This window comes from Pseudodesulfovibrio sp. lm2024 (assembly GCF_051175575.1).
Taxonomy (GTDB): Bacteria; Desulfobacterota; Desulfovibrionia; order Desulfovibrionales; family Desulfovibrionaceae; genus Pseudodesulfovibrio; species Pseudodesulfovibrio caledoniensis.
Map to the genome: position 1 here is coordinate 1,141,449 of NZ_CP195092.1, position 18,087 is coordinate 1,159,535.

The window sequence follows — 18,087 nt, forward strand, 5'->3', positions numbered from 1 at the left end:
ATAAAACGTTGCCCCGCCGGGACAAAAAGGCGTCCTGGCGGGGCATCGGCCGGTCAGCGCCCCTGTTGGGGCTTGAACCGCTTCTTGTAGGGGGGCTTGCCGCCCGGCCAGCCTCCCTTCTTGGGATATGTCCGGCCCGGGGGCTTGCGCCGCGACTGGTCCCGGGCGACCACGGTGGCGCCCTCCCGGCTGTTGACCGCGTTGACGACCTTGTCGGCCTCGGCGGCGGGCACCGTGAAGGTGGTCCGTTCGCCCTGAACGCGGACGTGCTGGATGGCCCAAGGCTTGATGCGCGCAGCCGTGGCGATGAAGTCCACGAACCGCTTGGGGTTCATGCCCTGGGCGCGGCCGAGTTCGCAGACCAGGTCCACGCGGCCCCGCCCGGCGGGACCCACGGCGTCGATGCTGCGGTAGCCGGACTCCACCAGCTCCTCGCCGAAGGCGTTGCGCAGCAGGGCGGCGACCACCTGTTCGGCGGGCCGGTCGGCGAGCAGCTCCCCGGCCATGGCCAGGTAGGCGCTGTGGCCGTCGGCCTCGAGGATGTCGTTGAGTTCGTCGACCACCTTGCGCTTCTTGGAGTGGATGACGTCCTCGATGCGCGGCAGGGGCTCCTTGGCGATCTCGATGCCCGAGCTCTTGGAGATGTACATGAGTTTGCGGAACTCGCTGGGCGCGATCAGGGTGATGGCCACGCCCTCCTTGCCCGCCCGGCCGGTGCGCCCGGTGCGGTGCACGAAGGTTTGCGGGTCCTGGGGCAGGGCGAAGTTGACCACGTGGGTCAGGTCCGGCACGTCGATGCCGCGCGCGGCCACGTCCGTGGCCACCAGGATGGTCGCCTTGCGTTTGCGGAAGCCATTCAGGATCTTCTCGCGCTGGGCCTGGTTCAGGTCGCCGTGGATGGGCTCGGCCGGATAGCCGCGCTGGGTCAGCCTTGCGGCCACATGGTCGGCGTCGGCACGGGTGCGTACGAAGACCAGGCCGTAGAAGTCCGGCTGGGCGTCGATGACCCGGCACAGGGCCTCGAAGCGGTCCGAATCGGCCATTTCGTGAAAGATCTGTCGGGTCAGGGGCACGTCCGAGGTCTCGGGCTTGACCGTGACCACGTCGAAGTCGCCCATGAACTCCTTGGCGATGGACATGACCTCGCGGGCCATGGTCGCGGAGAACATCAGGGTGCGCCGGTCCTCGTTGGCCGAGGCCAGGATGGCGCGCACGTCGTCCACGAAGCCCATGTTGCACATCTCGTCCGCCTCATCGAGGATGAAGTAGGCCAGCTCGTCGATCTTCAGCGAGCCGCGCTCCAGGTGGTCCATGATCCGGCCGGGGGTGCCCACGACCACGTCCACGCCGCGCTTGAGCGCCTTGAGCTGCATGTGGATGGCTTGGCCGCCGTATACCGGGAGCACGCGGATGCGCTTGCCGCCCTTGAGGGAGTCGATTTCCTCAGCCACCTGGATGGCCAGCTCGCGGGTGGGGGCCAGGATGAGCGACTGCACGCGGCGCGCGCCTTCCCGGGCCGCCTCGATGACGGGCAGGCCGAAGGCGGCGGTTTTACCCGTGCCGGTCTGGGCCTGGCCCACGATGTCCCTGTCGCCCGAAAGCAGTTTGGGGATGGTCAGGGCCTGGATGGGAGTGGGGGCGGTGAACCCCTTGGATTCCAGGGCTTCGAGAGTCGAGTCCGAAAGCCCCAGTTCCTTGAAACTGGTCATGATGAGCCTTTTGTAAAAAGTAAAATACGGAAATATCGTTCCACCGGACAACGCGCCATACGAAACCGGCACAGCCGCGCCCGCGCCTGCGTGAGGTCTCGAAGGGGGAGAGTGAGGAGGGTGTCCGGGGGAAGGGGAAAGGGGGAGAACCTCGTCGGCGCTCCTCGCTTCACCTTCCCCCGGCCGCCGGGGGAGGCGGCTACCTGGGGCGGAAGGTGATGCGGCCCCGGGTCAGGTCGTAGGGGGAGAGTTCCACGGTCACGGTGTCGCCGGGCATGACGCGGATGCGGAACTTGCGCATTTTGCCGGAGATGTGGGCGAGCACGGTGTGGCCGTTTTCGAGTTCAACGCGAAACATGGCGTTGGGCAGGGCTTCTTCAACAGTGCCCTGGACGACGATTCCTTCTTCTTTAGCCATATACTTCTTTAACCTCTTGTTGCAGGCGACGGGAAAAGCCCGCCCCGGAGCGGGGCGGGCTGACTTATTTCTTGTAACGACGGGCGGCCGCGCTACCAGCGCGGGCGCTCGGGACGGGGACGTGCTTCGTTGACTTTGATGTTGCGGCCACCGAAGTCGGAGCCGTCCAGGCTTTCAATGGCGGCAAGGGCCCCCTGGTCTTCCATTTCGACAAAACCGAAGCCGCGCGGGCGGCCGGTCTCGCGATCGTTGATCAGTTTGACGGAAATGACCTCACCAAAGGTCTCAAACGCTGCGCGTACATCCTCTTCCGTGGCATTCCAGGGCAGGTTGCCCACATAGATATTCTTAGCCATTACGTACCAAACTCCGAAAAATGGTGTAACAAAACGGCGAACAACGCCCGGTGAAACTAGATCGAGGAAGCGAAAGCGCGCAAGCCTTGCGGAACCTGAAGCCATTCCACCCTTATCGGTGTGGGCCGGCCGAAACCGGCTGCGTCCCCGTGGACACCACCGACTACTGTAGTAGAGCCCCTTACGTGGGGGCAGGGGTATCCGTCAAGGGAAAAATGTTTTGAATAGGAATATCTCCTAGATAATCGCCTCCATATCCGAGAATATTCTGTCCGGGTCGCACAATCCGGGCCGCTCTTCGGCCATGGTCTCCAAAAAATCGAAAAAGGCCTCCCACCCGGCCACCTCCGTGACCTTCCTCTTGTCCACGAATACTTTGAAGATGGTCCCCCGGGGGCACTTGGTCAGGTTGAGTTCGAGCACGCCCTCACCGGTCATCTCGGTCCAGAAGGCGGACCAGGAGGTGCGGTCGCCCTCGGTCTTCTTGTATTTCTCGAAATAGGCCTCAAAAATCCGTTCGATGTCGGCGCGTTCCATGTGGTCCATCCTTGGTTGCGGTGCTCAGGGCCTGAAGTCCTCCGGCCAAAACCGGGTTCCGGCGATGTGCGCGGTCCTGAGCGGCTCGTAGCCCGGCTCCACGGCCCCGCCGTGGTGGTAGGCGCAAAAGAAGCTTCCGTCCGCGAGGGGCGTCCACCCGGAGTACCCGAAATCCGGGGCCGCCGCGTGCCGGTCGTTGCGCAGCTCCAGGACGCGGTCCCGGACGCGGGCGTCGGGCCGCCCGTCTTGGGCGGTCCAGTTCCAAGCATACACCCGGTCATAGGCGGGTTCAAGGATGTTCAGGGAAACGCGCTTCCACGTGCAGTCCACCGCGTTGTCCTCGAAGGGGTAGGGCGCGCCGAACATGACCGGGCGGGTATCGGCTTGGTCCGGGTCCACCTCGATCATGGCCCGCCGTTCGCCGTTGACAAAGGCCGCCACCCGGCCGTCCGCGTACTCGAAGCGCAGCCGGTTGCATCGCCCGCGCGGCAGGGGGACGATCTGCGTGTCGTCCGAGTCCGGGGTCATGCCGTCCGGGGTCAGCCGCCACCACGTGCCCACGCGGATAGCGCAGCCGTTGGGCCCGGCCTCGTCCACGCGCACATCGGCCTCGAGCGTCAGGCTGGCCGTGCGCGGGTCGGTCATGGGCCGCAGGGCGTATCGCACCACGGACTCGTTGCCCGCGTCGTTTTGGACGCGCATGCCGTCAGCGGTGAATATCGGATTGGCCGGGTCAACGGCCCGTCCGTGGACCTGGAATCCCGAGGCCAGCTCCTCCACCGTGCCCATCCAGGCGCAGGTGCCCCAGTCCGGGCCGGTGTTGCGGTAGGTGACCAGCAGCCGCCCGTCGTCCAGAAGCCCCATGGTCGGGCGGTGGCCCATGAGCGCGGCGGGCTCGGGGCGCGACCAGCTGGCCCCGTTGTCGTCGCTGTGGACCAGGTACATGGGCTCGAACACGAAGCTGTTTTCGCGCAGCAGGGCCAGGATGCGGCCGGACTCCAGCCGGGTCATGGAGGCCTCGCACAGGACCAGGTTGCGCTCGGCGGCCATGACCGACAGCGGCTTCCACGTGCGTCCGCGATCCGTGGACCGGAAGACCATCTGTTCGGTGGGCGGCTGGCGGATGGCCGGGTGCTCCTCCTGTCCGACGTGCCGGTGGCCGGTGGTCAGCCAGCTGCCGTCGTCCAGGACCAGGATGCGGTCGTGCATGTCGTGGGTCAGGCCCGCGGCCTCGAAGGGTTGCCAGGTGCGGCCGTTGTCACGGCTCTCGAAAAAGACGCGCGAGCTGTCGGACAGGATGATGGTCCTGTCCGGGAAAAGCTTCAGGCGCGGGCTGTGGCTGCGCGGGGAGTCGGGGTAGACGGGGTCGGACCATGTCGCCCCGTTGTCGCGGCTCGACTTGATGACGAGTACGCGGCGGTTGGGGCGCACGTGCCGGTCGGCCTCGTTGTAGGCGGTGATGAGCGTGCCGTCTTGGGCCCGGATCACGTCCGGGAAGGCCAGGTAGTTTCCCTCCCTGCGGTCGATGACCACATGGCGGTCCGTTTGGTCCGACAGGCTGGGCATGCGGACTCCGGCTACTCTTCCCCGCGCGAGTCTTCCACCCGCTTGGTCTTGGAGAAGCTGCGGGGCAGCTCGCCGGGACCGAGGATGGACACCTCGCCGCGCACCAGGATGTTCTTGCGGATCTCGTCGGCCAACGCCCTGGCCAGCCCCTCGTCGTTGCCGGACGGGGCGCCGGGGGCGCGCTCCACGTGCACAGCCATGTGGTCCAGGCCGTCCTTGCGGCTGAGGAAGATGCGGTATTCGGCGGACAGTTCCTTGAAATGCTCGAGCACGGAGCCGATCTGGCCGGGGTAGATGTTCACGCCACGGAAGATGAACATGTCGTCGGACCGGCCCAGGATCTTGTCCACGCGCGGCATGGTCACTCCGCAGGCGCATTGGCCCGGGATGAACCGGGTCAGGTCGTGGGTCCGGTAGCGGATGAGCGGGGAGGCCTCCTTGCGCAGGGAGGTGACGACCATCTCGCCCACCTCGCCGGGAGCCACGGGTTCCAGCGTCTCCGGGTCGATGATCTCGGTGATGTACATGTCCGCCCAGTAGTGGATGCCGTCGTGGGCCGCGCACTCCAGGCCGGTGCCCGGGCCGTAGAGTTCGGTCATGCCGATGATGTCGAAGCTGTCCTCCAGCCCCAGGGCCTGTTCGAACTGGCGGCGCATCTTGGGGGTGTGGGTCTCGGAGCCGAATATCGCCTTCTTCAGGCTGATCTTGTCGGCCAGCCCCTGTTTCTGGACTTCCTCGCCCATGAGCAGGGCCATGGAGGCCGTGGAACATATGCAGGTGGACTTGAGGTCGGTCAGCATCTGGAGCTGGATTTCGAGCAGCCCCGGCCCCACGGGCAGGGCCATGGCCCCGAACCGTTCGCAGCCGAGCTGGAAGCCCGCGCCCGCCGTCCACAGTCCGTAGCCCACGCAGATCTGGACCCGGTCCTCCACGGTCAGCCCGGCCATCTCGTAGCAGCGGGCGAACATGTCCTTCCAGGCGTCGATGTCGTTCTGGGTGTAGGCCAGGATCTTGCGCTTGCCCGTGGTCCCGCTGGACCCGTGGATGCGGACCACGTCCCTCTCGGGCACGGACAAGAGCGGCATGGGGTAGCCGTCCTTGAGGTCTTCGGCGGTGGTGAAGGGGAGCTTGCGCAGGTCGTCCAGGGAGGTGACGTCGCCCGGCTCCAGGCCCGTTTTCCTGAAGCGGGCCTGGTAGAAGGGGCTGTTGGCGTGGGTGTGGCCCACGGTCCATTTCAGCCCTTCGAGCTGGATGTCGGCGATCTGTTCCTCGGTCAAATGCGGTATGAAACGATGGTCCATCTGGGGCTCCCTTGAATGCGTGTGAGGCGGCGCTTCCCTTGTGCCGGGAGGGGAAATCCGGTAGTCTGCGAAGTGTTGCGCCAGCGGTATTCATGCAGCAAATGCCGCGAATCTTCAAGCCCCAAGGACGCTATGGACACCTTCCCCACCTGGGCTTTTTACCTTGCCGCCGCCGTGGCCGGACTCGAACTCGGCGGCCTGGCCACCATCTTCATCCAGCGGTGGATCGACGAGGAGCCCATCTGCAAGCCGGGCGGTTCCCGGTGCCCCGACTGTAATGCCAAGCTCTCCTTCCGCGACACCGTTCCATTGCTCAGCTTCCTGCTCCTCAAGGGGCGCTGCCGACACTGCGGCGCGGCCATCGGCCCGCAGTATCTGCTGGTCGAGCTGTCCTGCCTGGCCTGGGCCCTGGCCTCGGCCTACACCTACGGCCTGTCCCCGGAGTGGGGCGTGTACCTGATCCTCGGGGTCATGCTCATCGCGGGCAGCTTCATCGACTTCGAGACCTTCCTGCTGCCCGACCGCATCACCCTGGGCGGCACCGGCATCGCCCTGGCGGCCAGCTTCGTGCTCCGCGAAGGCCCCACCTGGCAGAACGCCCTGCTCGGCGCGGCCGTGGGCGCGGGCCTGTTCTGGGTCCTGCAGCAGCTCTACCGGCTGTGGCGCAAGCAGGAGGGGCTGGGCACGGGCGACGTCAAGCTCATGGCCATGATCGGGGCCATGGTCGGCCTGGGCGGGCTGGCCCCGACCATCCTGATAGGCAGCCTGACCGGCGCGCTCGGCTCCATCTACTACATGTTCCGCCCGGGCAAGGGCGGCATCCGGGGCCGCGTTCCCTACGGCCCGTTCCTCAGCCTCGGCTGCATGCTCTACCTGCTCTACGGGCCGGAGATCATGCGCTGGTGGACTTCCTAGCCGCCGATAATCACCCACGCTATTGAAAGCCGCCCAATGAAAAAACCGCCCGTGGCGGACGGGCGGTTTATGTGGGGAAGGCCTTTGGTCGCGATCTGGGGGGATGGATTACCGGCCTCTGTCGGGGTTGGTGACCGCCAGCACCGGACTTGCTTCCGGCCTTGGCCTTTTCTCGACCTTGGGCCTGGTCTTCTTGGGTTTGGTTTTTGGAGGCGGCGGGATTTCCTTGGGCGGCTTGGGCGCGGGGGCCAGCTGCGCGGTCATGATCTGCGGCTCGGGCCCGGCGTTCTCCTGGTGGTAGAGGTAGGAGACCACCCGGTTGACCCCGTCCATGCTCATGGCGTGGGCCATGATCCGGTCACGCTCCCTCTTGTCGTGGATGACCCCGAGGAGGATGATGTCGCCCTGGACGATCTGGACCTCCACGGGCGTGCTGGTGACCTCGAAGTCGGCCATCAGCTGGGTGCGCAGCTCGGCGTACATGGCCTGGTCGCTGAAAAAGTCGTTCTCCCCGTCCGGATCGCGCAGGTACAACCGGCTGATGACCTGCCGCTTGCCCTCGACCTTGTCCACGCACTCGTAGATGGTCCGCAGTTGGGCCTGGGAGTCGTATTCGCCCACCAGGTAGAGCTTGCCGAAATAGCAGTATGTGTTGATCTGGTCCGCCCGGATGTCCTTGTTCTTGTACAGCTCGGCCTGGGCGTGCCCGGCCACGATGGCGTCGAGCATCTGCTGCTCGGTGGTCCGTTCGTCCACGGCGGTCTCATACATGGACTGCCCGCCGCCGATGATCGACGAGACATAGGCGGGCGCGCCGGGAATGAGCCCTATGCCGAACGGCACCATGGCGCAGCCCGGTAGGAAAAAGATGATGGATGCGACAACCAACAATTTGAGTCTGAACATTCTGACCGTCCCCCCAATTTAAGGTGTTCAGGCTCCACCCTGGGCCGGGAGTAGCAAGAATCCTGCCACCGGACGGGCTATAAAACGGTAAACCTCCGCAGCCCTTGGGAGGCAAAGGAATCGTAATTTCGCGACGTTCCGCTATGTGAAATCGCGATCTATAAAATGTGGATTAATGGCGCGCGGTGGATTCGGCGCATCCATGAAAAATGGATCGCGGGGCTAGAACTTGCCGGTGTGGCGGGGCCAGTACCCGGTGAATCCCTTGCAGATGATGATGGTGAACTTGCGCCCCTGGCCGCCCTTGAAGGAGGAGCGGTAGAAGATGGGATCGCTGACGTATTCGAACATCTTTTTCAGGTCGGCCACGGGGGTTTCCTGGAACCGTTTGCGGACCATGACCGCGTCCCAGCCGAGCTTGTCCTCGCCCGGCACGGGCCAGAGGTCGTACTGGTTCATGCGCCGGTTTTCGGTCCAGGCGCAGAAGGTGAAGGGCTGGCCCTCGAGGTAGAAGGCCAGTTCCGAGGTGAACCCGTAGTTGTCGGACATGGCGAAGACCCTGGACGGGTCGTCGAATTCGGTGGCGATGATGTCGTTCACCTTGCGCCCGAGGTCGTTCCAGCCCTTGAGCCGGAGGGTGATGTTCATGGAGTCCGGCAGGGGCAGGAGCGGGGAGACGAAGACGGTCAGGGTCACGGCCACGGCCACGCCCGCCAGGATCGCCCGGCCGCGCGTTCTGCGTGTCGGGGCGTCCCACCACGCCTTGAAGGCCATGCCCGCCAGGATCGCGCCCGTGGCGAAGGCGGCGGCTGTCCAGTTGGCCTCCACCTTGGAGAAGAGCGCCTTGAGGGTGATGGCGCCCCACAGGGGCCAGAAGAAGAGCACGGTCAGCAGGTCGCGGCGGTAGTTCGCGTCGAACCGGCCCACCGGGCCGACCCACGCCTTGCGCGCCGCGCCCAGGGTGGCCGCGACGATGAACCAGAACCACCACGGGGCGAGCAGGCCGATCTGCGCGCCGAGCATCTCGAAGAACGGGCCGATGCGGTCGGGCAGCCAGTCGCTGCCGCCCACGCCCGAGGTCAGCTTGGCCACGTGCTTGTAGGCCACCCAGCCGTTGTCCATGTTCCAGAGGACGATGGGCGCGAGCCCGACGGCGGAGCCGACGACCCCGGCCACGACGAAACGCATCCAGAACCGCTCGGGCAGCTGGTCCCGGCACTGCAGGACGACCGCGTAGACCAGGCCCAGGCCCAGGAAGGCGAGCATCATGTACTTGGCCAGGATGCCCACGGCCATGCATACGCCCAGGATGACGAAGGGCCAATTGGACACCGTGCGGTCCGGGTCGTGGCGCGTGGCCGCGGCCAGGGCGAAGAAGGCCACGGTCCAGAAGAAGATCAGCGGGCAGTCGGTGGTGGCCAGGATGCCCAGCCCGTTGAGCAGGGGCATGGTCGCGGCCGAGAAGAGCACGAACACGGCCAGCCGGTACTCCCGCCAGACGCGCGACACCCCGACGTACAGCGCGGCCTGGATGCCGGTCATGCCCAGGATGGACCCGAAACGCACGCCCAGCTCGGTGTTCCCGAAGACCCAGGTCCACAGGCTGATGATCCAGGCGATGAGCGGCCCCTTGGAATAATAGGACAACTGCGGCCGCCTGATCCAATCCCAATACTGCGCCTCGTCCTGCACCAGGTTCAACTGGCCCGAGGCCACGAACCAGTAGCGGACCAAAAAGGACGCCAGAATGATGAAAAAGGCCACCAAATCCAGCCGGGGAGAGTATGTATCGCGGGGCGTAGTCATGACAAGGGGAGAGGTATATTAACTGCGGTGGGTTGGCAAGAATGGATAATGGGGGGGCTACTTGTCATTTTTGAGTTGCTGTGGTCGAGTGGAAGACAATAGTGACGAATTAGAGATTTTTTTGAATTAAAATCGATCGTAGAGGGGGTGGTTCATGTCTCAGCCAAATTTAGTTCGTAAAACATTTCCGCATTATTTGTCTGGTATATCGAGTGGGTATATTAAATGCCCACTGGTAAGGCACATTCCGCCGGAATACTCTGCGATTGGTTGGAATGGATTATCTTTATGTAAAGATTTCTTTCGCATAAGAAGATGCACAATAAGCATAAATTTATTTATAATGCAAATCCTTGGATGGATTGCAAGTTTAAATAATAATATTCTGAATGCGCATCGTATGCATGAATGTTTAATTAAGATAAAAGGTAGTCCAATAATGTTGTCTCCTTTGTATGAGTATAATACGTGTTTGAGTGATATAATTCACCGTATGCGAGTTATAACGGATCGTATTGTTCAGTTGGGATGGTTAATTGCGTATGAAGGTGATAAAGATATTAAATTTATTGATAGTATTGGGTACTTGATTAAACAGAAAAATGGAAAATATGACATTCTAAATGGATATATGGATATAAAAAATAACTATAACCTTTTTTATATACTTAGTGCACTTGATGATGCGTTTAAGCATCATATGGCTGTTTGCGAATGTAATAATAAAATAGGAGAAGATGAAGTTGTTTTAAATGGTTATATTGTAAAAAATAAAGAATTAGTTAATACAGAATTGGAAGAAATAGAGATCGAAGACCATGCGCATAGCTTACGAGAAGTCGTATTAGGCTTCGACCGCTTTCTTGGTGAGCGGTTGTTCGAAATAAAGGAGTGACATAACAAAATCACTTCGAAGCAAATAAGGTATTTGTGCTAAGTGCTTCAGAATAGAGGGGCGGTGGGACGAAATTTGCGTCAATTGTTCCCCATTCAAATTCCCGCCCCGCGAAGCGGCGCTAAAAAGTTTGGAAGGGGGAGTCCAGAGGGGGAAACTTTTTCAAAAGTTTCCCCCTCTGGCCGCCGGAGGCACTACTTCCACGGCTCCATGAAGGAGTCGCTGGAGTGGCCGGATTCGATGTGGGAGATGAGGGCGGAGCCGAACACGGCGGCGTCCATGAACCCTTCGAACTCTTTAAGCTGGTCCGGGTGTTTGATGCCGAAGCCGAGGGCGACGGGGATGTCGAAGACTTCCTTGGCTTCGGCCAGTTTTTCCTTGATGCGCGCGGGCAGGGACTCGCGCTGGCCGGTGGTGCCGAGCACGGACACGAAGTAGCAGAAACCCTGCGCGCCGTCGGCGTAGAGCTTCATGCGCTCCTTGGTGGTGTTCAGGCCGACCAGGGGCACGAGGGCGACGTTGTGCGGCTCCACGGCGTCCTTGACGAACCGGGACTCCTCGTGCGGCATGTCCGCGATGATCAGGCCGGACACGCCTGCGGCCTCGCAGTCCGCGCCGAACTTGTCCAGGCCGTACTGGTAGACCGGGTTGAGGTAGCCCATGAGCAGCAGGGCGGCCTTGAACCGGCCCTTGCGCTTCTTGAGTTCGGTCAGGATCCAGGTCAGGTTGATGCCGTCCTCCAAGCATTTGAGGGACGCCTTTTCGACCACCGGGCCGTCGGCCACGGGGTCGGAGAAGGGCATGCCGATCTCGATGACGGACGCGCCCGCCGCGTCGAGCTCCTCCAGTTCCTTCCAGAATTGCTCGCGGTTCGGGAAACCGGCGGGCAGGAACGGGATGAGCCCGACCTTCCCCTGGCTCCGAGCCTCTTCTATCTTCACTTGCATTGCATTCATCGTATTATCCTTTTCCCGGCGCACCCGCCTGCGCGAAGCGCACCTAAAAAGTTTTGGAGATTCTTAAGAACCTTTTCCAAAAGGTTCTTAAGCCGCCGGAGGCATCCCTACAGAATCTGGTCGAGTATCCCCAGATCCTTGTCGCCCCGCCCGGACAGGCAGACGAGCACGGATTTGCCTTTGAGCGCTTCGCGGTTCTCGATGGCGTAGGCCACGGCGTGGGACGATTCCAGGGCCGGGATGATGCCTTCGCGTCTGGACAGGACCTTGAAGGCGTTGATGGCCTGGGCGTCGTTGATGGTCGTGTAGTCCACGCGTCCGATGGCATCCAGATGGGCGTGCTCCGGTCCCACGCCGGGGTAGTCCAGGCCGGGCGCGATGGAGTGGGACGGCTCGATCTGGCCGTCCTTGGTCTGGAGCAGCTTGGTCAGCATGCCGTGCAGCACGCCGTCGGTGCCATGGTCGATGGGCGCGGAGCTGTAGCAGCCCGGTTCGCCGGTTCCGGCGGCCTCGACGCCCACGATCTTGACGGACTCGTCCGGGACGAAGTTGTGGAACATGCCGATGGCGTTGGACCCGCCGCCCACGCAGGCCACGACCACGTCGGGCAGGTTGCCTTCGTTGCGGGCCATGAACTGCTCGCGCGCCTCCTTGGAGATGATCTGCTGGAACTCGCGGACCAGGGTGGGGAAGGGATGCGGCCCGGCGGCGGTGCCGAAGCAGTAGTGGGTGGTCTCCTGGTCGGACAGCCAGCGGCGCAGGGCCGCGTTGATGGCGTCCTTCAGCGTCTTGGTGCCGGACTCCACGGCCACGATCTCCGCGCCCATGAGGCGCATGCGGCCCACGTTGGGGGCCTGGCGGACCACGTCGGTGGCCCCCATGTAGATGACGGCCTTCATGTCGAGCATGGCGGCGGCGACCGTGGTGGCCACGCCGTGCATGCCCGCGCCGGTCTCGGCCAGGAGCACGTCCTTGCCCATCATCTTGGCCAGCAGTCCCTGGCCCAGGGTGTTGTTGATCTTGTGCGCGCCCGAATGGTTGAGGTCCTCGCGCTTGAGCCAGAGGTCCAGGCCGAGGTCCTTGGACAGGTTCGGGCAGTAGGTGATGGCCGACGGACGGCCCACGTTTTCCTTGAGCATATCGGTGAAGCGGGTCTGAAACTCCTCGGTGGGGAGGATGGTTTGCATGGCCTCTTCGAGCTCTATGAGCGGCGGCATGAGCAGCTCGGGGATGAACTGCCCGCCGAAATCGCCGAAGTATCCTTTCTTCATGATGAATCCTTATTCCATTTCCGCGAGAATCCGGAAGACTTCCCGCAGCTTGGTCTCGTCCTTGATGCCCGGTGCCTTTTCCACGCCGGAATTGATGTCCAGCCCGGAGGGGTTCACGGCCAGGGCGTCGCGGATGTTGTCCGGGCCGAGGCCGCCTGCAAGGAACCAAGGTGTTAGTATTTCAATATCTTGCAGCATCGCAAGATCAATGGATTTGCCGGTGCCGCCCTGGCCCTTTGCGCCCGCGTCCAGGAGGAAGTGCCCGCAGACCTCGGAGTAGTTCTCGAGGTCCCGCAGCAGCGCCTGGGGCGAGGGGTAGGTGTCGGGCCAGAAGGCCCTGATGACCCGGTCCGGGCCGATCTTCCAGCAGAAGTCCACGTCCTGGCCGCCATGCAGCTGGGCCGCGTGCAGCCCGCAGCGTTCCATGGTCTCAAGGACCTCGTCGGCGGTCTGGTTGACGAACACGCCGACCTTGGAGACCTTGCCGGTCTTGACCGAGGCCACGAAGTCCGGGTCCGCGCAGCGCGGGCTCTTCGGGTGGAAGATGAAGCCGAGCAGGTCCACGCCGAGATCGACGCAGAGTTCGACGTCCCGCATGCGGGTCATGCCGCAGACCTTGACCAGGGGGCGGGGCATCCTACTTGACCCCCGCCAGTTCGGCCAGCTTGGCGCCGGGATCGTCGGCCAGCATCAGCGAGGTGCCGATGAGGATGGCGTCGAACCCGAGGCCCGCCATTTCCTCGACCTGGGCGCGGGTCTCCACGCCGCTGGCGCAGATCCACAGCTCGCCGTCGCGCTTCTGCTTGATGAAGCGGCGGCTCTGGTCGAGGGTGGTGACCAGGGTGTCCAGATCGCGGTTGTTGACCTGGATGATGTCGGCCCCGGCCTCGCGGGCCAGGTCCAGGTCCGCCTGGTCGAATATCTCGACCACCGGGGCCAGGCCGGGCATGCGGGCGATGTCGATGAGCTGCCTGAGGTGCTCGGCGTCGTCGCACATGCGGGCGATGAGCAGCACGGCCGAGGCCGGGCTGGACGCGGTCATGGCCACCTGGAGCGGGTCGAAAATGAAGTCCTTGCGCAGCAGGGGGACACCCGGCCCGCTCATCATGAACAGGAAGTCCGGGGTGCCCTTGAAGTACTTGTGCTCGGTCAGCACGGAGATGGCCGCGGCCCCGTTTCGCGCATAGATGTCGGCGAAGTCGAGGGGGTTCAGGTTCTCGCCCAGCACACCCCGGCTCGGGCTGGCGGGCTTGAACTCGGCGATGATCGCGCCCGGACCCTTGGCCCGGATGGCCTCGACGAACGAGGGGCGTTCCCCCTGGTAGGCGGCCGGGAGATGCCCTTCCATGAAGTTCTTGTGCAGCGACTCGATCTCGAGTTGCTTGGCCTCTCTGAATTTATCCAACATAGGGAAGTCCTTTGGTCAGTCCTTTGTTTACCACGTCGCGGGCGATGTCGGCGCATTCCGCCATGGTGCCCTTGTCCAGCAAGTTGAGGCAACCTGCCAGATTGAGGGCCACCATGTCCATCATAGGGGCCGGGCCGTTGCCCGCCAGGATGCTCCTGAGCTTGGCCACGGCGTCCTCCTTGCCGTCCACGCGCACGTCCTCGGGGGCGTGGCGCGGGAAGCCCAGGGAAGCCGGGTCGACCACGGCCTTGTCCATGCGGCCGTCGTCGATGATGTAGCCCCGGTTCACGCCCCAGGTGGTCAGTTCGTCGAAGCCGCCCGCGCCCGCGAAGATGAGCGCCCGCTTCACGCCGGTCAGCAGCAGGGTCTCGCCCATGAGGAAGAGGCGCTCCGCGTCGCCCACGCCGAGCAGCTGGTGCGAGGGCCGGGCCGGGTTGGTCAGCGGGCCCATGAAGTTGAACAGGGTGCGGATGCCGAGCTGCTGGCGCACGGGCATGATGTACTTGAAGGCCGGGTGGTAGGCGGGCGCGAACAGGAAGGCGAAGTGGTACTTCTCCAGCCCGGCCGCGGCCTCCTCCGGGGTCTGGTCCAGGGGGATGCCCAGGGCCTCCAGGGCGTCGGCCGAGCCGCAGGAGGAGGACAGGGCGCGGTTGCCGTGCTTGGCGATGGTGTAGCCCATGTCCGCCAGGAACAGGGACACGGCCGTGGAGCAGTTGAAGGAGCACTGGCCGTCGCCGCCCGTGCCGCAGGTGTCGATGACCGGCTCGGGCCGCCTGCCGTCGAAGCCGGGGATCTTGCGCGCATGGGAGACCACGGCGCGCACTCCGGCGGCCAGGTCGGTGGAGTCCTCGCCCTTGGCGCGCAGGCCCATGAGGAAGGCCCCGGCCTGGGCCTCGGTCATCTTGCCGTCCATGAGCTCGGCGAACATGAAGTCGGCCTGGTCGTCGCTCAGGGCTTTCCGCTGGGCCAGGATGTCGAGTATTTCGGATATGGTCATGATCTTATCCTTTGATGTTCAGGAAGTTTTGCAGAAGCTTGGGGCCTTCTGGGGTGAGGATGGATTCCGGGTGGAACTGCACGCCGTGCCAGGGCCGGTCCTTGTACTGCAACCCCATGACCTCGCCCTGGTCGGTGCGGGCCGTGACCTCGATCTTGTCGGCGGCCTTTTCGGCCGGGACGATGAGCGAGTGGTAGCGGCAGACCGTGAACGGCGAGGGCAGTCCCTTGAACACGCTCTTGCCCTCGTGGAAGACCTCGGAGGTCTTGCCGTGCATGATCCGCCCGGCGCGCTCGACCGGCGCGCCCGCGAAGTGCCCCAGGGTCTGGTGGCCCAGGCAGACGCCGAGCACCGGGACCTCCTTGGGCAGCCGGGCCAGGAACTCCAGGCAGAAGCCCGCGTTCTGCGGGTTGCTCGGTCCGGGCGACAGGCAGACGCGCTCAAGCTCGCCGCCCCCGGCCAGCTCAAGGACCTGTTTGCGGTCGTTGCGGATGACCACCGGGTCGGCGCCGAGCTGCTGGAAGGCCTGCACCAGATTGAAGGTGAAGGAGTCGAAATTATCGATCAGCAAAAACATCGGTGCCTCCCTTGCCGGTGATGACCTCGAGGATCACGCGGGCCTTGTTGTTGCATTCGTTCCATTCCGCTTCGGGATCGGAGTCGTAGACGATGCCGCCGCCGGCCTGCCAGTAGCACTGGCCGTCGCGGATCCACATGGAGCGGATGGTGATGCCGGTGTCCAGGGAGACCACGTCGTCGTCCAGGCCGAGCCAGCCGATGCAGCCGCCGTAGGGGCCGCGTTCCTGGGGCTCCACGTCGGCGATGATTTCCATGGCCCGGATCTTGGGCGCGCCGGACAGGGTGCCCGCCGGGAAGGTGGCCTGGAGCACGTCGATGGCGTCCAGCCCGTCCTTGAGTTCGCCCCGGACGTAGGAGGTCAGGTGCATGACGTGGGAGAAACGCTCCACGTTCATGAACTTCTCCACGGTCACGGTGCCGGGCTTGGAGATGCGGCCCAGGTCGTTGCGCCCGAGGTCCACGAGCATGACGTGCTCGGCGCGCTCCTTGGGATCGGCCAGCAGATCGGCTTCCAGCCGGTTGTCTTCCTCTTCGGTATCGCCGCGCCACCGGGTTCCGGCGATGGGCCGGACTTCCAGCTGGCCCGCCGCGCTGCGGGCCATCATCTCGGGGGAGGAGCCGAGCAGGGTGGTGTTGCGGGTCTTGCCCATGGTCGGGCTGTCCGGGAACTTCATGTAGAACAAAAACGGCGAGGGGTTGGCCTGCCGGAGTCTGCGGTAGATCTTGAACGGCTCGTCGGACAGGGGCACCGAGAAGCGGATGGACGGGACCACCTGGATGCACTCGCCCTCGGCGATGAGCTCCTTGCAGCGTTCCACCGTGGCCATGTGCGCCTCCTTGCCGGGGTACACCGTGGGCTCGCCCGCCTCCGGGGCATTCAGGTCCACGCCCCACTGGACCGGTGCGGGCCGGGGGGTCGCGCCTTCGTCCAGGCTCAGGTAGCAGCAGGAGTGGCGCAGGTGGTCGAAGAGGACCAGCTGGCCGGGCAGGATGAGGCACGCCTCGGCGTCCTCGGGTTTGCACACGTCCTTGAGCTTGCGCTCGAACATGCCCGCCGTGCCGTAGCCGAAGTAGCCGTACAGGCCGCGCGTCAGGCCGGGCAGCCCGTCCCTGGGGTTGCCGCCCGTGGTCTGCTGTTTGATGGTGAGATTCTTGAGGACTTCCTTGAGACCGGGGAGGTAGTCCATGCCTTCCAGCTCCTTGAGCGGAGCCAGGCGGTCATCGCCCACGTCCACCACCAGCTTGCCGTCCACGGGGTGGAGCAGGAGCCGGTAGTCGAAGGCGATGAGGGAATAGCGGCCGAGCCGTCCGTCCACCTCGGCGGATTCCAGGAGGATGCCGGGCTGGTCGCCCACCAGTCCCATGTACAGGGAGATGGTGGTTTGCACGTCGGCAGGCAACCATTTGCCGTGCTGCGTGAGGGTGATTTTCTGCATTGTCTATCCTTCACACCGGTTGCGTTCGCGGTACAGACCGTGCGCGCAACGGCGTTCGTTGAGAACGTGTTATTAATGATATGGCCGGGGTATGACCTGCCACCCCTTGATCTTCTTGCGGTTTTCCGATTTCTTTCACGTACCGTTCATCTGCTGTCTCCTTGAAAAAATGAAGCCGCACCCTGGGTCGGGGTGCGGCTCCGGTTACTGGTGTAATCGTGTGCCCGGCGAAAAGCCGCACCCCTTTAATATGATTCTTCGTTACGCCACCACCACTGGGCCCGGTCGGCCAACAGGTCGAGATCGCCGCCGGCGGCCAGGCTGAGGTAGGACATGAACTTGCGGCTGACTTCCTGCAGGAAGGGGTTGGATTCGGAGATGATTTCGAACAGCTCCGTATCCTGGGTGAGCATCTTGGCCGCCGCGTCGAGCCTGCGTTTGAAGGACGGGGTGACGAATTCCTTGATGCCGTCCACGTCGCGGGCCGCGGCCAGGAAGGCGACGGTGGAGGTGTAGTTCAGCCCCTGGATGTAGGCCATGGCCCGGTCGTGGTCCTCGGGCGTGGAATCGAAACAGGTGTAGCCGCAGCGCGAGAACAGGTCGGCGACCAGGGTGGCCGCTTCCGTATCCCGGTCCCGGCCGGGCATGACCGCCACCCTGGGCTCGAACCCCTCGGGGATGACCGCGCCGAACAGGGGGTGGGTGCCGACCACCGGCCCCTCATAGCTCCTGACCATGGCCTTGACCGGCATGACCTTCACCGAGCCCACGTCGCACAGGATGGTCGGGGCCTTCAGGTGGGGCGAGACGCGGTCGAGCACGGCGCCCATGGCCGTGACCGGCACACTGAGCAGGAGCAGGTCGCAAGCGGAGAGCGCGGCGCGCACGTCCTCGTCCGAGGACTTGCGGCCCAGCCCGGTCACGGTCAGGCCGAGTCCGGCGAAATCCGCCGAGAAGCGGCTGCCCATCTGCCCGTCCGCACCCACGATGGTGATATGGTCTATTGCCTTTGCCATGATCTTCGGTTCGTT

The 18,087-nt window shown here is 63.8% G+C and carries 18 protein-coding genes; 2 read left to right on the top strand and 16 right to left on the bottom strand.

Features of this window, described 5'->3' with window-relative positions:
- Nucleotides 1-53: 53 nt before the first annotated feature.
- From ACR42D_RS05065 to ACR42D_RS05090, 6 genes are all read right to left on the bottom strand, one after another.
- Nucleotides 54-1,709, bottom strand: a complete 1,656-nt coding sequence (locus ACR42D_RS05065) for a DEAD/DEAH box helicase (protein ID WP_484565777.1) — start codon at nucleotides 1,707-1,709, stop codon at nucleotides 54-56.
- A gap of 199 nt (nucleotides 1,710-1,908) precedes the next feature.
- A complete protein-coding gene (gene infA, locus ACR42D_RS05070; protein WP_163810014.1) occupies nucleotides 1,909-2,127 on the bottom strand; it encodes a translation initiation factor IF-1 in 219 nt (72 codons plus the stop codon).
- 92 nt (nucleotides 2,128-2,219) lie between these two features.
- Nucleotides 2,220-2,483: an RNA recognition motif domain-containing protein gene (locus ACR42D_RS05075; protein ID WP_484565778.1), complete on the bottom strand. Its 264-nt coding sequence runs from the start codon at nucleotides 2,481-2,483 to the stop codon at nucleotides 2,220-2,222.
- A gap of 237 nt (nucleotides 2,484-2,720) precedes the next feature.
- Nucleotides 2,721-3,020, bottom strand: coding sequence for a hypothetical protein (locus ACR42D_RS05080; protein WP_484565779.1), 300 nt, complete (start codon nucleotides 3,018-3,020; stop codon nucleotides 2,721-2,723).
- A gap of 24 nt (nucleotides 3,021-3,044) precedes the next feature.
- Nucleotides 3,045-4,586 carry a sialidase family protein gene (locus ACR42D_RS05085; RefSeq protein WP_484565780.1) on the bottom strand — a complete coding sequence of 514 codons (1,542 nt, stop codon included), beginning with the start codon at nucleotides 4,584-4,586 and terminating at the stop codon, nucleotides 3,045-3,047.
- A gap of 11 nt (nucleotides 4,587-4,597) precedes the next feature.
- Entirely contained in the window at nucleotides 4,598-5,887 is a 1,290-nt protein-coding gene (locus ACR42D_RS05090) for a phenylacetate--CoA ligase family protein (protein WP_484565781.1), read from the bottom strand.
- Nucleotides 5,888-6,019: 132 nt separating this feature from the next.
- Between ACR42D_RS05090 and ACR42D_RS05095 the strand changes: the two genes are divergently transcribed.
- Complete coding sequence (locus ACR42D_RS05095) at nucleotides 6,020-6,802, top strand: prepilin peptidase (protein WP_484565782.1); 783 nt, start codon at nucleotides 6,020-6,022, stop codon at nucleotides 6,800-6,802.
- Between the two features lie 108 nt (nucleotides 6,803-6,910).
- On the opposite strand, the gene ACR42D_RS05100 is transcribed toward ACR42D_RS05095, so the two are convergent.
- Both ACR42D_RS05100 and ACR42D_RS05105 read right to left on the bottom strand, forming a co-directional pair.
- A complete protein-coding gene (locus tag ACR42D_RS05100) occupies nucleotides 6,911-7,708 on the bottom strand; it encodes a BON domain-containing protein (protein WP_484565783.1) in 798 nt (265 codons plus the stop codon).
- A gap of 222 nt (nucleotides 7,709-7,930) precedes the next feature.
- Nucleotides 7,931-9,472, bottom strand: coding sequence for an ArnT family glycosyltransferase (locus ACR42D_RS05105; RefSeq protein ID WP_484565784.1), 1,542 nt, complete (start codon nucleotides 9,470-9,472; stop codon nucleotides 7,931-7,933).
- 196 nt (nucleotides 9,473-9,668) lie between these two features.
- Here ACR42D_RS05105 and ACR42D_RS05110 point away from each other — a divergent pair, with 196 nt between their 5' ends.
- Complete coding sequence (locus ACR42D_RS05110; RefSeq protein WP_484565785.1) at nucleotides 9,669-10,409, top strand: hypothetical protein; 741 nt, start codon at nucleotides 9,669-9,671, stop codon at nucleotides 10,407-10,409.
- Nucleotides 10,410-10,603: 194 nt separating this feature from the next.
- Here ACR42D_RS05110 and trpA read toward each other — a convergent pair whose 3' ends face one another.
- The 8 genes from trpA to ACR42D_RS05150 all read right to left on the bottom strand — a co-directional run bounded on the left by trpA (nucleotide 10,604) and on the right by ACR42D_RS05150 (nucleotide 18,072).
- Entirely contained in the window at nucleotides 10,604-11,365 is a 762-nt protein-coding gene (trpA, locus tag ACR42D_RS05115; RefSeq protein ID WP_484565786.1) for a tryptophan synthase subunit alpha, read from the bottom strand.
- A gap of 107 nt (nucleotides 11,366-11,472) precedes the next feature.
- Nucleotides 11,473-12,636 (bottom strand): tryptophan synthase subunit beta, encoded by a 1,164-nt coding sequence (gene trpB / locus ACR42D_RS05120; protein WP_484565787.1) that lies wholly within the window; start codon nucleotides 12,634-12,636, stop codon nucleotides 11,473-11,475.
- A 9-nt stretch (nucleotides 12,637-12,645) separates the two neighbouring features.
- Complete coding sequence (locus tag ACR42D_RS05125; RefSeq protein WP_484565788.1) at nucleotides 12,646-13,272, bottom strand: phosphoribosylanthranilate isomerase; 627 nt, start codon at nucleotides 13,270-13,272, stop codon at nucleotides 12,646-12,648.
- A 1-nt stretch (nucleotide 13,273) separates the two neighbouring features.
- Entirely contained in the window at nucleotides 13,274-14,044 is a 771-nt protein-coding gene (locus tag ACR42D_RS05130; protein ID WP_484565789.1) for an indole-3-glycerol phosphate synthase TrpC, read from the bottom strand.
- Complete coding sequence (gene trpD, locus ACR42D_RS05135; RefSeq protein WP_484565790.1) at nucleotides 14,034-15,041, bottom strand: anthranilate phosphoribosyltransferase; 1,008 nt, start codon at nucleotides 15,039-15,041, stop codon at nucleotides 14,034-14,036. The genes ACR42D_RS05130 and trpD overlap by 11 nt, the downstream gene beginning before the upstream one ends.
- A gap of 4 nt (nucleotides 15,042-15,045) precedes the next feature.
- Nucleotides 15,046-15,618 carry an anthranilate synthase component II gene (locus ACR42D_RS05140; RefSeq protein WP_484565791.1) on the bottom strand — a complete coding sequence of 191 codons (573 nt, stop codon included), beginning with the start codon at nucleotides 15,616-15,618 and terminating at the stop codon, nucleotides 15,046-15,048.
- On the bottom strand, nucleotides 15,599-17,056 hold the full coding sequence (locus ACR42D_RS05145) for an anthranilate synthase component I family protein (RefSeq protein ID WP_484565792.1): 1,458 nt from the start codon (nucleotides 17,054-17,056) through the stop codon (nucleotides 15,599-15,601). The genes ACR42D_RS05140 and ACR42D_RS05145 overlap by 20 nt, the downstream gene beginning before the upstream one ends.
- 245 nt (nucleotides 17,057-17,301) lie before the next feature.
- The gene (locus ACR42D_RS05150) at nucleotides 17,302-18,072 is read right to left on the bottom strand and encodes a prephenate dehydrogenase/arogenate dehydrogenase family protein (RefSeq protein WP_484565793.1); all 771 of its coding nucleotides are present in this window, start codon (nucleotides 18,070-18,072) and stop codon (nucleotides 17,302-17,304) included.
- Between the last annotated feature and the right edge of the window lie 15 nt (nucleotides 18,073-18,087).